A 14,229-nucleotide genomic window follows, 5' to 3' on the forward strand; every position below is an offset into this window, starting at 1 on the left:
TGAACGGCCATGAGCGATACCAGGGCGCTGCTGATACTGCACGGAAAACAGGCGCTGAACGATGAGGTACGCGAGGCTGTGAGGCAGCAGCGCGAATATGGCTGGGATCTCGCGGTGCGGGTCACCTGGGAGCCGGGTGATGCGCAACGCCTGGTCATGGAGGCGTTGGACGCGGGATACCCGACACTGATCGCCGGTGGAGGGGACGGCACGCTGCGCGAGGTGGCTGAAGCGATGCTTGCGTCCAAGGCACAGGCGAGCCTCGCCTTGATGCCGCTCGGTAGCGCGAACGACTTCGCCAAGGCCGCCGGAATTCCGCTGGAACCATTCGATGCGCTGGCACTGCTGGATGAGCCGGCGCAGTTGATCGATATCGGTGAAATGAACGGAGAGCCATTCGTCAACATGGCCACCGGGGGCTTCGGCTCGAAGGTCACCGCCAGCACTTCTGAAGACCTCAAGCGCATGCTTGGAGGCGGTGCCTATCTATTGACCGGGCTGACGCGCTTTGCCGAAGTGCATTCGGCACGCGGTCGCTTCAGGGGGCCTGGGTTCGAGTGGGAAGGAGAGTTTCTCGCCCTCGGAATCGGCAATGGAAGGCAAGCCGGTGGCGGCCAGCTCCTGTGCCCACAGGCGATGATCAACGATGGGATGCTGGATCTGTGCATCGTGCCGGCACCGGCCGATGCGGTCGGCACCCTGGGGACATTGTTGAGCGGTGGGCTACTGGGAGTCGACGCAGTTTCGGTCAGCGCGCGGATGCCTTGGCTTGAGGTCGAAGCGCCGACGGCGATCAACGTCAATCTGGATGGCGAGCCTTTTACCGGTGCTCACTTGCGATTCGAGGTGCGTGCTGGTGCTCTTCGAATGCATCTGCCCGCCGCGACCCCGTTGCTCGGGTGAGGTTTGCGCAATCGATCGAGGCGGGCGGAGGCTCCTACGGCGTCATGGGATTGAAAAAAATACAGGCGGTACATAAAGGCGAGGGAGACGCGGCCGATATGCCTTCTGACACGTCTTCCCAAGGAGCCTGTAAATGGCCGGCATTCTCGATTCAGTCGATCAACGTACCCGCCTCGTCGGGCAAAATCGCCTGGAAATTCTCATGTTCCGGCTTGGCGGGCGGCAAAAGTTCGCCATTAACGTCTTCAAGGTCCAGGAAGTCGTCCAGCTGCCAAAGATGACGCTCATGCCTCATCGACACGGCTCGGTTTGCGGCGTGGTGAATCTACGCGGCCAGACTCTGCCGGTAATCGATCTTTCCAGGGCTATCGGCTTGCGGCCGCTGGTGCCTGATGAGCGCAGCACGATCATCGTCACCGAGTACAACCGCACCGTGCAGGCCTTCCTGGTCGGTGGCGTGGACCGCATCGTCAACCTCAACTGGGAAGCGGTCATGCCGCCGCCCACCACTGCGGGTCGCCAACACTACTTGACGTCGATCACCAAGGTAGACGACGAACTGGTGGAAGTGATCGACGTGGAGAAGGTGCTCGCCGAAATCGTGCCTTATGACACCAGCATCTCCGCCGAGCGCCTGGCCGAGCCGATACTCGAGCGCGCCCGGGGACGTGAAGTGCTCTGCGTCGACGACTCGACCGTTGCGCTGTCGCAGTTGCGTGAAACGCTCAGCCAGCTCGGCTTGAAAATCCACACCGCAAGCGACGGGCTCAAGGGCCTGAACATGCTCAAAGCATGGGCCGACGCCGGCGAGGTGCTGACCGACAAGCTGCTGATGGTTTTCACCGATGCTGAGATGCCGGAAATGGATGGCTATCGGCTAACGACCGAGATACGCCACGATCCGCGTCTGCGCGATCTATACGTCGTGCTGCATACCTCTTTGTCCGGCAACTTCAACTTGGCGATGGTGCAGAAGGTCGGCTGCGACAACTTCCTTTCCAAGTTCCAGCCGGAAAAGCTCGTGGATGTGATTCAGGAGCGCCTGAAGCTGGACGAGCAGGACTGATCGTACTCTCCCACCGGCTGCTGATAGCACAGCCGAGCCCTGATATGCTGCTGCGCTTCCCCCTGCTGGAGGCGTGGTATGCATCTCTCATCGCTCTACCGCTTTCCACTCAAATCGGGCGCTGGCGAATCGCTGCAACGTTGCGCCAGTGATGCCCTGGGCCTGGTTGGCGATCGGCGCTGGATGGTGGTTGCCGCCGGAACCGGGCGCTTTCTCACTCAGCGTGTGGCGTCCAGAATGGCGCTGCTGCAAGCGCGCTGGCAGGGCGAAACGATCCTGCGGCTGGCTGCACCGGACATGCAGGAACTGCTGGTGCCGGTGCCCGATGCTCGAGAGATGCGCTGCGTGCAGATCTGGAGTTCCAATGCCGTGGTGCCAGACGCCGGTGAGGCGGCAGCCGCCTGGCTGTCGGCGTTTCTCGAGCAGCCCTGTCGACTGGTATATCTGCCGCTGGACGACGGTATTCAGGTGGATCTGGATTTTGCGCGGCTGGGTGAGTGCACGGCGTTCAGTGATGGGTTCCCGTTTCTGCTTATCGGCCAGGCATCGCTGGATGATCTGATCCGCCGGGTTGGGCGCCCACTGGATATGCTGCGCTTTCGTCCGAACCTGGTAGTCAGCGGCGCGGAAGCTTACGCGGAGGATAGCTGGAAGCGCATCCGTATCGGTGAGCTCACCTTTCGTGTCGTCAAGCCCTGTTCACGCTGCGTCATTCCCACGCTCGACCCATTAACTGCGGAGCGCGAGCCGGATCGTGAACCGCTGAATACGCTGCTGTCGTATCGCAAAGGCCAGGGCGGGGTGTTCTTCGGGCAGAATCTGATCGCTGAAGGCACCGGCGAACTGGCTGTGGGCGCACCGGTGGAAGTGCTTGCCTGACGGCCGATGGCAGGCCCGCGCCTGCCATCGGCCTGGTACTCGTCTATTGCGATTCGAAATAGCGCTCGTGCCACTCCACCAATGGCTGCGGTGAATTCAGCTTCTGCCCATAAATGACCGAATAGGTCAGCACGTTCTGTACGTACTGACGGGTCTCGTCGAACGGGATGTTCTCCACCCACACATCGAACGACAGATGCTCGGCATTGCGCAGCCACTGGCGGACGCGACCGGGGCCGGCATTGTAGGCGGCCGAGGCAAGCACGCGGTTGCCGTTGAACTGTCCGTAGATCTGGCTGAGATAAGCGGTACCCAGCTGGATGTTGGTAGTGGGGTTGAGCACCTGCTGCGGTGAGGCCAGCGGAATGTTGAAGCGCTTGGCTGTTTCCTTGGCAGTGGCGGGCATGAGCTGCATCAGGCCGGTGGCCCCGACGTGCGAGCGGGCATCGGCCATGAATGCGCTTTCCTGTCGGGTGACGGCGAACGCCCAGCTGGGATGGATCTCGCGCGCACGTGAAGCCTGGACCAGTGCGTTGCGATGGGCCATGGGGAAGCGGATGTCCAGGTCGTCCCAGTACTGCGCCTGGCTGATGGTGCGGATTGCCGGGAAGTACCATTCCTTTTCATAGGCGATGCGGGCTTGCGCGACCATCTCGTCACGGCTGAACAGCCGGCTGACGTGGTACCACTCGCGGCGTCCATCGACGATCTGTCCGCGGTCATGAAACTCCAGTGCACGGCGAATACCGGCGGCATTGCGCACTTTCTGCACGACTTTCGAATCGAGGGCCAGCGGCTGATGGTTCAGCTTGTACGGGGCCTGGATGCGGTCTGCGGAGAGAAAACCGTAGAAGTCTCGCTCCTGCGCCACTGGTTGATAGAGCGCCGCCGCCTGTTTGCTTTCGGGTTTGGCCAGCTGCAGGCTGCGCGCCTGCCAGTAGCGCCAGCGGTTGGTGTTCGCCAGGTCTTCCGGGAAGCGCTGGGTCAGCTTGTAGGCTTCGTCCCACTGGCCCTGGCGCAGCAGCAGGCGGGTGCGCCACTCGGTGACGGTGTTATCGCGTAGCTCAGGGTCATACTCGGCCATCACCTTTAGCGCGCGGGCATCGAAGCGCTTGGCCAGGGTCAGCCCGATCTGCCGTGCGATGGCGACCTTTTCCTCGGGCGAGAAGGCAAAGCGGCGCGCGTAGCCGTCGAGCAGACTCAATGCCTGTTCGGGGTCCTGGCGCGCCAGACGCCGCAGACCGATCGATACGACATCTGCCATCGCTGGGCTGGTCGGCGCAAAGCGCTCTGGCTGGCGCAGCATCTGTGGTTTCTGCGCGACGTCGATCATCAGCTGGCCTTGGCTCTGCAGCGTGGGCAGGCGTTTCACCAGAAAGCTGGCGACGCTGTAGTTGGCACTTTCCACGGCCAGCTTGGTGCGTTTCCAGCGTCGCTCTTCGGTCAGCAGCCCCTTGGCTTCCCACAGTTCGAACAAAGGGTCGCAGGAATTGTGCTGCGACTTGCCGACCAGCCACAGCCGCTCGGCCGTGGCGTCAGCGCCGGGCATGTCGTTGCGCAACTGATACTGACCGAACAGGCAGTCCAGTTCGGTGAAGTTCATCTTCGGATCGTAATAACGAGTGAAGGTCTGCCAATCGCCACGTGCCGCCAGCAGGCGCAGCCAGCGCAGCTTCATCCAGCTGATCTGTGGCAGGTCGCCGTGCTCGGCGAGAAACTTCTCGACCTCCTGATTACTGGCGGACTTCAAGCGATGAGTCAGCTCGTCATAGGCGAGATACGGCTCCAGCGGATAGTCGCGCAGGGCGCTCTGATAGCGGCGGTACGGTCCGCTGTCGCCTTTGGCGAGGGCCTGTTTGGCCTCGTCGTAGTACTGGCGTTGTTGACTGAGGCTGGCGGCGGAAGCATCCAGGCCGATGGTTGAAACAAACAGGCAGAAACACAAACTGGAGAGTCGGCCGCGCATGGTACATCCGTAAAACGGGGCATTGATAAGACAGGCAGCCTGCTGCGCGAACGGCACAGGAAGCGGCTTGCTGCAGCGGCTAGCTTAGCCTGCCGCACCGGCCAGTTAAACGCGCATTAAGCTCCGGTAACAAACAAACGCGCTCTTCCGACGAGCGTACGTAGCCGCGCACGGCTCAGCCCTTGTGCAGAGGGGCAGCAATGCAGGCCGTACGGCCGATAAAACGGCGCTCACAGCAGGCAGACGACAGCTATCTGCTAGAATGCGCGCCCTGTTTTCCGGAGGTAGTCATGACCCTGCTCAAGTTCACCGATGTATCCCTCGCCTATGGCACCACGCCGTTGCTGGACGGCGTGTCCTGGCAGATCGCGCGGGGTGAGCGGGTCTGCATCATCGGCCGCAACGGCACCGGCAAATCCAGCATGCTGCGCCTGGTAAAGGGCGATCGTAGCGCCGACGATGGTGAAATCTGGCGTGCTCCTGGCCTGAAGATCGGCGAGCTGCCACAGGAGCTGCCGCGTGCGGATGACCGCACCGTCTTCGACGTGGTCGCCGAGGGTCTATCCGGGGTTGGCGAGTTGCTCGCCGAGTACCATCACCTGAGCCAGAACATCCAGAACGAAGCTGATCTCGACAAGCTGATGCACGTGCAGCAGGCGCTCGAGGCAAAGGATGGCTGGCGCTTGCAGCAGCTGGTCGACAGTACCCTGAGCCGCCTGCAGCTGCCCGCCGACCGAACGCTCGCCGAGTTGTCCGGTGGCTGGCGCCGCCGCGTATTGCTGGCCCAGGCGCTGGTGTCCGAGCCCGATCTGCTGCTGCTCGACGAGCCCACCAACCACTTGGATATTGGTGCCATCGCCTGGCTGGAAGAGGCGCTTCTTGGCTTCAACGGTGCCGTGCTGTTCATCACCCACGACCGGGCATTCCTGCAGAACCTGGCAACCCGCATTATCGAGCTGGATCGTGGCCATCTGATCGACTGGAATGGCGACTACGCCAGTTTCCTGGTGCACAAGGAGCAGCAGCTCGCGGCTGAGGAAACTGCCAACGCGCTGTTCGACAAGAAGCTGGCGCAGGAGGAAGTGTGGATTCGCCAGGGCATCAAGGCGCGTCGCACCCGCAATGAAGGCCGTGTGCGGGCGCTCAAGGCGCTGCGTGCGGAACGCAGTGAACGCCGTAATGTGCAGGGCAAGGCGACGTTTCAGGTGGAAACGGCGGACAAATCTGGCAAGCAGGTCATCGTCGCTGAACATGTGTCGTTCGCCCACGTTGGTGGCGAGCCACTGATTCAGGACTTTTCCATGGTCATCCAGCGTGGCGACCGCATCGGCTTGCTGGGCGCCAACGGCACCGGCAAGACCACCTTGCTCAAGCTGCTGCTTGGCGAACTGCATCCAAGCAGCGGTTCCATCGAGTTCGGCACCAAACTCGAAGTGGCGTATTTCGACCAATTGCGTCACCAGCTGGAGCTGGAAAAGACCGTGGTCGACAACCTCGCCGAGGGCCGCGAGTTCATTACCATCGATGGCCAGAACCGCCATGTGCTGAGCTATCTAGGCGACTTCCTGTTCAGTCCGCAACGGGCTCGGACGCCGGTCAAGGCGCTGTCTGGAGGTGAGCGGGCACGGCTCTTGCTCGCCAAGCTTTTCAGCAAGCCGGCCAACCTGCTGGTGCTCGACGAACCGACCAACGACCTCGATGTGGAAACGCTCGAGTTGCTCGAAGAAGTGCTGCTTGGTTTCCAGGGTACTGTGCTGATGGTGAGCCACGACCGGGCCTTCCTCGACAATGTCGTCACGAGCACGCTGGTGTTCCAGGGCGGCGGTGAGGTGCGCGAGTACGTTGGCGGGTATCAAGATTGGCTGCGTCAGGGCGGTTCGCCGCGCTTGCTGGGTGTTGCCGAGTCCGGCGGCGAAGCGAAGGATGCGAAGAAAGCCCAACAGGCATCGGCCGCTCCAGTGGTTGCCGAGGTCGCGCCGGCTAAGAAGAAGCTCAGCTACAAGCTACAGCGCGAGCTGGAGGCTTTGCCTGGCCAGATCGACGAAGCGGAAAAGGCTATCGAGGCGTTACAGGCGCAGATCTCCGATCCGGGGTTCTATCAGCAACCGGCCGAGGCAACCGCTGCCGTACTGAGTCGTATCGAGGCACTGCAGGCAGAACTCGACGGCCTGCTAGAACGCTGGGCGGAACTCGAGGCGTAACGGCGAAGGTGACGCGGTGAAACGGGTCTCGATCACGGCTTATGAGATGGATCAATGCCCAGCTTGCTGGCGCGTAGTTAAGTATCCGCATCGGATCATGCAGTCATGATGGAGCTTCAATGGCAATCGAATACCGCATTACTCTGGATGATGAGCACGACTTCAGTTACCGGATCGAACTGGATCGTGAGTACGACAGGGAGGTCGCCGCGCAAGCGCCGAAGTGGACTCGTCTGGAGCATCAGCGGTGTTCGAATTGCCCACTGAGCAAAGACGATTTCAGTCATTGCCCTGCCGCGGTCGACCTGCACCGGGTCATCGAAGATTTCCAAGGCCTGCCGGCGGTGAAAAAGGCATTGGTCTGGGTGCGCACGCCGGAGCGTGAGTACACTAAACAGGTTGGGCTGGACGAGGGGCTGCGCGCGTTGCTTGGGGTGATCATGGCGACCAGCGCTTGTCCGGTGCTCGCTCGGCTCAAGCCTATGGCCAAGCAGCATTTGCCGTTTGCCAGCAACCACGAGTTCGTGCTGCGGGCGGTGTCGCTATACCTGGCTCGGCAATACTTCAACTTGCGCGAGGGGCGGCATGCCGATTGGGAGCTGCGCGGGTTGGTGCGTTCGTTCCAGCAGTTGCAGCTGGTCAATCAGGCGTTCTGGCAGCGCATTCACGATACCTGCCACGCTGACTCCAACCTCAAGGCATTTCTGACGTTCTTCTCCATGTCGTCGAGCCTGACGTACTCGCTCGAGACCCAGCTGCAGAAGATACGCCCGCTGGTCATGAGCGCGGGCGAGGGTGTGGAGGCCATCTGACTTTAGATCGCTGCGCAAAGCACCTGCACTCTGCGCAGCGACTCTTTCTATTCGGCCTTCTTCAGGCGTACCGCCAGCACATCGCAGGGCGCGCCGTGCAGGATGTCGTTTGCCGTCGAGCCCAGCAGCAGGGCAAGTCCATGGCGCCCGTGACTGCCTACTACGATCAGATCGCAGGCCTGCTCCTTAGCCAGGCGGTGTACTTCCTGACGCGGCTGCCCGTAGGCGAGATGACGGTTCTCCGGGGCCAGGCCCGGGTAGCTGTCTGCAAAGCCGTTCATACGCCCGCGAGCCTGGTCGAATTGCTGTTGCTGAAGCATCGATAGGTCCATGGGCACATCGCCGCCGAAGGCCATGGCCATAGGCTCGATGATATGCACCAGGCTCAGCTTGGCGCCAGAGGTACTGGCAAGCACCTGCGCGCGCGCGACGACGGGATGGCATTCTTCGGTCAGGTCGATGGCGACCAGGATGTGTTGGTAGGGCATGGTGTGCTTTCTCCTTCGTGCCGGTTGCCAGAGTCCGTGGCCGGTCCGGCGGTATGGGGATTACCCTTTCGTTTAAGAGGTTTATACGATCTTGCTCGTGGGTCCGCCAGTGGCTTGTTGTCACCATCAATGACGGGGAGGGGGCACTGGCTGCTATCATGGCCGCCTTTGTTGCCGCGTGCTGTATCGAGAAAACGCCATGCCGATGTTCGACTCCGACTATTCGCTCGCCTGGACCCTGTACGGGATTGCAGCACTCGGGTGCCTGTTGTTCTGGTTCCGTGTGACGCGCTGGATGTGGCGGTGGCTGCGCGAACCGCTGCGCCTGATCGTGGCTGTGTTGTTGTTTACGCCCACCATCGTCGACCCGGCGAAGGAACTGTTCGCGCCTGCTGTGGCCATTACTGCCATGGATCTGGCGTTCAAGGTGGGGAACAACGCCTGGCGCGCCGTGGCAGACCTGGCGATGTACGGGATGATCGCCTTCGGCTTGTATCTGCTTTTGGTCGCCATTCGTTGGCCGATCGAGCGCAAGTATGGGCGACGCAGCGAAAACCAGGCAGCGGATGAAGATAGCCGAACGCTACGCGAACGAATGGAAGATCAGGACGACGATGACTATGAGCGCGATTACGCACCGTCGCGTGGGCAGATGCGCACCGAACCGCGGCTCTAATCGAGCGAACGAGTCAGAAACCATCGGGAGATGACGCATGTGCGAGCTGCTTGGCATGAGCGCCAACGTTCCCACCGATATCGTATTCAGCTTTACCGGCCTGATGCAGCGCGGCGGTAAGACCGGGCCACACAAGGACGGCTGGGGCATCGCTTTCTATGAAGGTCGCGGCCTGCGGTTGTTCCAGGATCCGGTAGCCAGCTGCGAGTCCGAAGTGGCAAAAATGGTGCAGCGCTACCTGATCAAGAGTGAGGTGGTGATTGGCCATATTCGTCATGCCAACGTCGGCAAGGTTTCCCTGGTCAATACACATCCTTTCGTTCGTGAACTCTGGGGGCAGCACTGGTGCTTCGCTCACAACGGCCAGCTCTCAGATTTCGAGCCGCCGAAGGGCACCTACCGCCCGGTTGGCGACACCGACAGCGAGCGCGCTTTTTGCGATTTGCTGAACCGTATCCGTCTGGACTTTCCTGACCGCTGCGCACCCGAAAGTCTGCTGCCCGTACTGCTGGGCGCCTGTGTCGAGTACCGTCGCAAGGGCGTATTCAATTGCCTGCTGAGCAATGGTGAGTGGCTGTTCAGCTTCTGCAGCACCAAGCTCGCAGAGATCACCCGGCGCGCTCCGTTTGGCCCGGCTCAACTTCGTGATGCCGAGCTGACCGTGAACTTCCACGCCGAAACCACTCCCGATGATGTCGTCACCGTTCTGGCCACCGAACCGCTGACCAATAACGAGCAGTGGACATTGCACGAGCCCGGCCAATGGAGCTTGTGGCGTCTCGGCGAATGCATCGCCCAAGGGAAAGTGACCGAATGTTGAGAAGCTACTTGCGGCTGACCTTGTTTACCTTCGGCCTGTTGGTAGGCATTCAGGTCCCTGGCTTTATCGAGGCCTATGCCCAGCATGTGGAAGCACGACGCCTGGAGGCACAGCAGGGGTTGCAGGGCTTTCAGGAGACGGCGCGACGGTACTTCAATGGTGATATGGACGCGCTGGTTCAGCACTATCGAGGCAGTGACGATCCGGTGTTCCAGAGCGATGCGCAAAGCGTCGAGCAGCTGGTGAGCCGCGCGCGACTGCTGGAGCGTGAGTGGCAGGCGATGCAGCGGCCCTGGTACGCGCGTGCCGTCCACGTACTGCTGGGCGCCGAGCGCAGCTTGCGAGCGCAGGTATGGAGCAGTTACCGATTCCAGGTTTTGCTCGCCCCGGAAGCCATCGCCTGGGGATTGAGCTGCGCGCTGCTGCTGGCTTGGCTGCTGGAAAGCCTGCTGTTGGCGGCTAGCTTTCCATTCAGATCGCGAGCGCGACGCTACAAGTCGTATCGCTGACCGGCGGCTACGTTTGCCGTTCGGCAGACGTTACTGCTGACACACTGCGGGATTCCATCCGCAGCCCGTCACGTCACTTGGCGAGAAACTTCATGCCGTCCTCGAGGCCGCTCAAGGTCAGCGGATACATCCGTTCCTCGACCAGCTCACGGATGATGCCGGTTGAGGTGGTGTAGCCCCAGGTGTCCTTGGGGTAGGGGTTGATCCAGATGAGCTTCTTGTACTTCTCCATGAAGCGCTGCATCCAGACGTAGCCGGCTTCCTCGTTCCAGTGCTCGACGCTGCCACCCGGCTGGGTGACTTCATAGGGCGCCATCGCTGCGTCACCGACAAAGACCACTTTGTAATCGGCGCCGTACTTGTGCAGCAGATCCAGCGTCGAGGTGCGCTCCGAGGTGCGGCGGAAGTTGTTCTTCCACACCGATTCGTAGATGAAATTGTGGAAGTAGAAATACTCAAGGTGCTTGAACTCAGTCTTGCAGGCAGAGAACAGTTCCTCGCAGACCTTGACGTGGGCGTCCATCGATCCGCCGATATCGAACAGGATCAGCAGCTTCACCGCATTACGCCGCTCCGGGCGCATCTGGATGTTGAGCAGGCCGGCATCACGCGCGGTGTGGTCGATGGTGCCGTCGATGTCCAGTTCGTCCGCCGCGCCCTGGCGCGCAAACTTGCGCAGACGGCGCAGGGCGATCTTGATGTTGCGCGTGCCCAATTCGACCTGATCGTCGAGGTTCCTGTATTCGCGCTGGTCCCAGACCTTGACCGCCTTGCCCTGGCGCTTGCCGGCATCGCCAATGCGAATGCCTTCGGGGTTGTAGCCGCCTGAGCCAAACGGGCTGGTACCGCCGGTGCCGATCCATTTGTTGCCGCCGGCGTGGCGCTCCTTCTGTTCCTCGAGACGTTTTTTGAATTCCTCGATCAGCTTGTCCAGGCCGCCGAGGGACTGGATCTGCGCGCGTTCTTCATCGGTCAGGCTGCGCTCGAATTCCTTGCGCAGCCAGTCTTCGGGAATCAGCGCTTCGAGGTGCTGGTCGAGGTTTTCCAAGCCCTTGAAATAGGCACCGAAGGCCCGGTCGAACTTGTCGAAGTGACGTTCGTCCTTGACCATCACCGTGCGCGCGAGGAAATAGAACTCGTCCATGTCGGCGAACACGACGCGGTGCTTGAGCGCATCGATCAAGTCCAGCAGTTCGCGTACCGATACCGGCACCTTGGCGGCGCGCATCTCATTGAACAGGCCAAGCAGCATGCAGAAAACCTCTGGCGCACCGCGAGTGGTGCGCAATGTTCGGGGCGCTCAGCTGGGGCTGTCGCCGTTGTGTTGGGGCATCCCGTCGCGAATTTCGTACCAGTCGGCCTTGGAGTCGACGTAGATATGCGATTGCGGCGGCTCCGGCAGCGGTGAGTCGAGGGTGCCTGCGGCAATCCCGAGCTCATGTTCGCGGTTGTCGACGAACTGCAGATTCGAGCCACAGCGGATGCAGAAGGTGCGCGTCACGTGATCGGAAGAGTGATAGACGCCCAGCTGGTCCTTGCCGGACATGAAGTGGAAGGCATCAAGAGGCACGCTCGCGTAAGTGGCGAAAGCGGCACCGTGGGCCTTGCGGCACATCTTGCAGTGGCAATGGGTCAGCTCATTGATGGGCGCGTCGATGCGATAGCGCACGACACCGCACAGGCAACTACCGGTATGCGTTTGCATGGTTCTTCCTCCAGTGAGTTCGCGGCCGGCTCACCGAAGCCGGCGTCGATCAGCGGCTGTTGGCACGCCGACTCATGAAGGCTAGACGCTCCAGCAGCATCACGTCCTGCTCGTTCTTCACCAGCGCGCCGGCCAACGGCGGGATCGCCCGGGTTGGGTCGCGTTCGCGCAGGACGGCCTCGCCAATGTTGTCGGCCATTAGCAGCTTCAACCAGTCGACCAGTTCGGACGTGGAGGGTTTTTTCTTCAGGCCGGGGACCTTGCGCACATCGAAGAACACGTCCAGCGCCTCGCTGACCAGATCTTTCTTGATGTCCGGGTAATGCACATCGACGATGCGCTGCAGCGTCTCGCGATCGGGGAAAGCGATGTAGTGGAAGAAGCAGCGGCGCAGGAAGGCGTCCGGCAGCTCCTTCTCATTGTTCGAAGTGATGATGATGATTGGCCGCTGGGTGGCCTTGATGGTTTCGTTGGTCTCGTAGACGTAGAACTCCATCTTGTCGAGTTCCTGCAACAGGTCGTTGGGGAACTCGATATCAGCCTTGTCGATTTCATCGATCAGCAGGATGACCCGCTCCTCGCTCTCGAAGGCCTCCCACAGTTTGCCTTTCTTGATGTAGTTCTTCACATCGTGGACTTTGTCCACGCCGAGCTGCGAGTCACGCAGGCGGCTCACCGCATCGTATTCGTAAAGGCCTTGATGCGCCTTGGTGGTGGACTTGATATGCCAGGTGATGAGCCGGGCGCCGAAGGACTCGGCCAGTTGCTCAGCCAGCATGGTCTTGCCGGTACCAGGCTCGCCTTTGACCAGCAGTGGGCGCTGCAGGGTGATGGCGGCGTTGACCGCAAGTTTCAGGTCGTCGGTGGCGACGTAGGACTGGGTGCCTTCGAATTTCATTGCGGATTCCTTCGGCGGGCCTGGCACGCAGGCACTCGTTGTAGTCAGGTGGACGACTATAAGGGAAGGCCGTGCGACTGTGAACGCGAGCGCATCATTCAGTCACTGAATGTCCGTGCGTGCATTTCTGGTGACGCCCAGCTGTCATTCGTCCTCCGCGAGCGAGCTTTCGAAGCGCGCTGTGAAGGCCTCGACGAACGCGTTGCGCAGTATTGCAACGAAGGCCTGAAACGGACTGATGTCGGTTTCCTTGGTAGTGCCGGACAATTCGACTCGAGTGGCGAACTGATCCTTACGCTGATTCTTCAGCACTTCCTGACCGCCGCCGACAACTGCTTCCCAAAGTCCGCGTAGAAAGCCCTTGTCCTCGTTCTTGACGTCCTGTTCGTAATCGAAAATATCGACGTCGCGTAGCAGTGGCTTGATGTAACCGTCGAGCTGACTGTCGCTGGCCTGAACTTCGACGACGAGATCACCCGTTCCGCCGGCAAAATCGAAATTGGCATAGGCACGGCTGAGGTCGTTCAGCTGTTTGAGCGGCACGCCAGTGACACGCAGGTTGACCTCGAAATCTTCCCAGTCGGTGAATGGGTCGAAGCTGGCTGTCGCTTCGATGGGCGCCTGATTGAACAGCTTGCCATTGCCCTCGAAAAGGGCGGTCCGGGTGCCGTCGGCATCGTCGGTGTTGGTCAGGTTGTACAGGCTGGCCTGGATGTCGCTGGCGTAGACGTGTACCTGTGGATCGGAAGTGAAGTTGCGGAACGACAGTTGGCCGTCAACTACGCGGATTTCGTTGAGGGTGATTGGCACCAACGCATCGAGCTGATCACGCCAGTCGACGCCTTCGCCATTTTGCGAGTCGCCGCTGTCACCACCATCGACGAAATTCAGATGCGGCTCGTTGAAAACAACTCCGCCGAAGATTTCGCGGTGAGTCAGGATGCCATCCCAGCTGATGGCGATATCAATCACAGGCGCCTTCAGCAGCGGCGCCTGTACGCGCTTGTCCTTCTTCTCGATCAGCAGACCTTCGACACGGTAAGCGCCGCGCCACCAGGCGAGGTCGACGTCTTCGACGTGGCCCGTATAGTCGCCCATGTCCGCCATTTTCTCGTTCAGGTAATTGCGTACCAGATGAGGCAGGGCGACATGCAACAGGAGCAGCAGCAGGCCAATCGAGAGCAGGATCCACAGGGGAAGCAGGCGACGGGTCATGGCAGTCCGGGGATGTGCTGGATGTTGACGATTGACCCGGGTGGCGGCTGTGAGTTCGGCTGGACTGTCGCATGGACTGCGCATAGGCTGA

The 14,229-nt window shown here is 60.9% G+C and carries 14 protein-coding genes; 8 read left to right on the plus strand and 6 right to left on the minus strand.

The window, feature by feature from the left end; translation table 11 throughout:
- Window positions 1-9 precede the first annotated feature (9 nt).
- The 3 genes from yegS (at window position 10) to SM130_RS08690 (ending at window position 2,848) form a co-directional block, all read left to right on the plus strand.
- The gene (yegS, locus tag SM130_RS08680) at window positions 10-903 is read left to right on the plus strand and encodes a lipid kinase YegS (RefSeq protein WP_102823693.1); all 894 of its coding nucleotides are present in this window, start codon (window positions 10-12) and stop codon (window positions 901-903) included.
- Between the two features lie 133 nt (window positions 904-1,036).
- On the plus strand, window positions 1,037-1,969 hold the full coding sequence (locus SM130_RS08685; protein ID WP_102823694.1) for a chemotaxis protein CheV: 933 nt from the start codon (window positions 1,037-1,039) through the stop codon (window positions 1,967-1,969).
- Window positions 1,970-2,047: 78 nt separating this feature from the next.
- Window positions 2,048-2,848: an MOSC domain-containing protein gene (locus SM130_RS08690; protein ID WP_102823695.1), complete on the plus strand. Its 801-nt coding sequence runs from the start codon at window positions 2,048-2,050 to the stop codon at window positions 2,846-2,848.
- A 43-nt stretch (window positions 2,849-2,891) separates the two neighbouring features.
- Here SM130_RS08690 and SM130_RS08695 read toward each other — a convergent pair whose 3' ends face one another.
- On the minus strand, window positions 2,892-4,814 hold the full coding sequence (locus SM130_RS08695; RefSeq protein WP_102823696.1) for a transglycosylase SLT domain-containing protein: 1,923 nt from the start codon (window positions 4,812-4,814) through the stop codon (window positions 2,892-2,894).
- 290 nt (window positions 4,815-5,104) lie between these two features.
- Here SM130_RS08695 and SM130_RS08700 point away from each other — a divergent pair, with 290 nt between their 5' ends.
- A complete protein-coding gene (locus SM130_RS08700) occupies window positions 5,105-7,015 on the plus strand; it encodes an ATP-binding cassette domain-containing protein (RefSeq protein WP_102823697.1) in 1,911 nt (636 codons plus the stop codon).
- Between the two features lie 119 nt (window positions 7,016-7,134).
- Window positions 7,135-7,827, plus strand: a complete 693-nt coding sequence (locus tag SM130_RS08705) for a DUF6901 family protein (protein ID WP_102823698.1) — start codon at window positions 7,135-7,137, stop codon at window positions 7,825-7,827.
- Between the two features lie 47 nt (window positions 7,828-7,874).
- On the opposite strand, the gene SM130_RS08710 is transcribed toward SM130_RS08705, so the two are convergent.
- Window positions 7,875-8,315: a universal stress protein gene (locus SM130_RS08710; RefSeq protein ID WP_102823699.1), complete on the minus strand. Its 441-nt coding sequence runs from the start codon at window positions 8,313-8,315 to the stop codon at window positions 7,875-7,877.
- A gap of 199 nt (window positions 8,316-8,514) precedes the next feature.
- On the opposite strand from SM130_RS08710, the gene SM130_RS08715 reads away from it, so the two are divergent.
- From SM130_RS08715 to SM130_RS08725, 3 genes are read left to right on the plus strand one after another with little or no spacing between them, the layout of a single operon-like run.
- Window positions 8,515-8,991: an MFS transporter gene (locus SM130_RS08715; RefSeq protein WP_102823700.1), complete on the plus strand. Its 477-nt coding sequence runs from the start codon at window positions 8,515-8,517 to the stop codon at window positions 8,989-8,991.
- 37 nt (window positions 8,992-9,028) lie between these two features.
- On the plus strand, window positions 9,029-9,811 hold the full coding sequence (locus SM130_RS08720; protein WP_102823701.1) for a class II glutamine amidotransferase: 783 nt from the start codon (window positions 9,029-9,031) through the stop codon (window positions 9,809-9,811).
- On the plus strand, window positions 9,805-10,320 hold the full coding sequence (locus SM130_RS08725) for a DUF2937 family protein (RefSeq protein ID WP_102823702.1): 516 nt from the start codon (window positions 9,805-9,807) through the stop codon (window positions 10,318-10,320). The genes SM130_RS08720 and SM130_RS08725 overlap by 7 nt, the downstream gene beginning before the upstream one ends.
- A gap of 73 nt (window positions 10,321-10,393) precedes the next feature.
- Here the strand turns inward: SM130_RS08725 and SM130_RS08730 are convergent, their stop codons facing one another.
- The 4 genes from SM130_RS08730 to SM130_RS08745 form a co-directional block, all read right to left on the minus strand.
- Complete coding sequence (locus SM130_RS08730) at window positions 10,394-11,572, minus strand: vWA domain-containing protein (protein WP_102823703.1); 1,179 nt, start codon at window positions 11,570-11,572, stop codon at window positions 10,394-10,396.
- A 48-nt stretch (window positions 11,573-11,620) separates the two neighbouring features.
- On the minus strand, window positions 11,621-12,025 hold the full coding sequence (locus SM130_RS08735; protein ID WP_102823704.1) for a GFA family protein: 405 nt from the start codon (window positions 12,023-12,025) through the stop codon (window positions 11,621-11,623).
- Window positions 12,026-12,074: 49 nt separating this feature from the next.
- A complete protein-coding gene (locus SM130_RS08740) occupies window positions 12,075-12,923 on the minus strand; it encodes an AAA family ATPase (protein ID WP_102823705.1) in 849 nt (282 codons plus the stop codon).
- A 144-nt stretch (window positions 12,924-13,067) separates the two neighbouring features.
- Window positions 13,068-14,138: a DUF748 domain-containing protein gene (locus SM130_RS08745; RefSeq protein WP_102823706.1), complete on the minus strand. Its 1,071-nt coding sequence runs from the start codon at window positions 14,136-14,138 to the stop codon at window positions 13,068-13,070.
- Window positions 14,139-14,229: the final 91 nt, after the last annotated feature.

Source organism: Stutzerimonas stutzeri, assembly GCF_038561965.1.
Lineage (GTDB): Bacteria > Pseudomonadota > Gammaproteobacteria > Pseudomonadales > Pseudomonadaceae > Stutzerimonas > Stutzerimonas stutzeri_AA.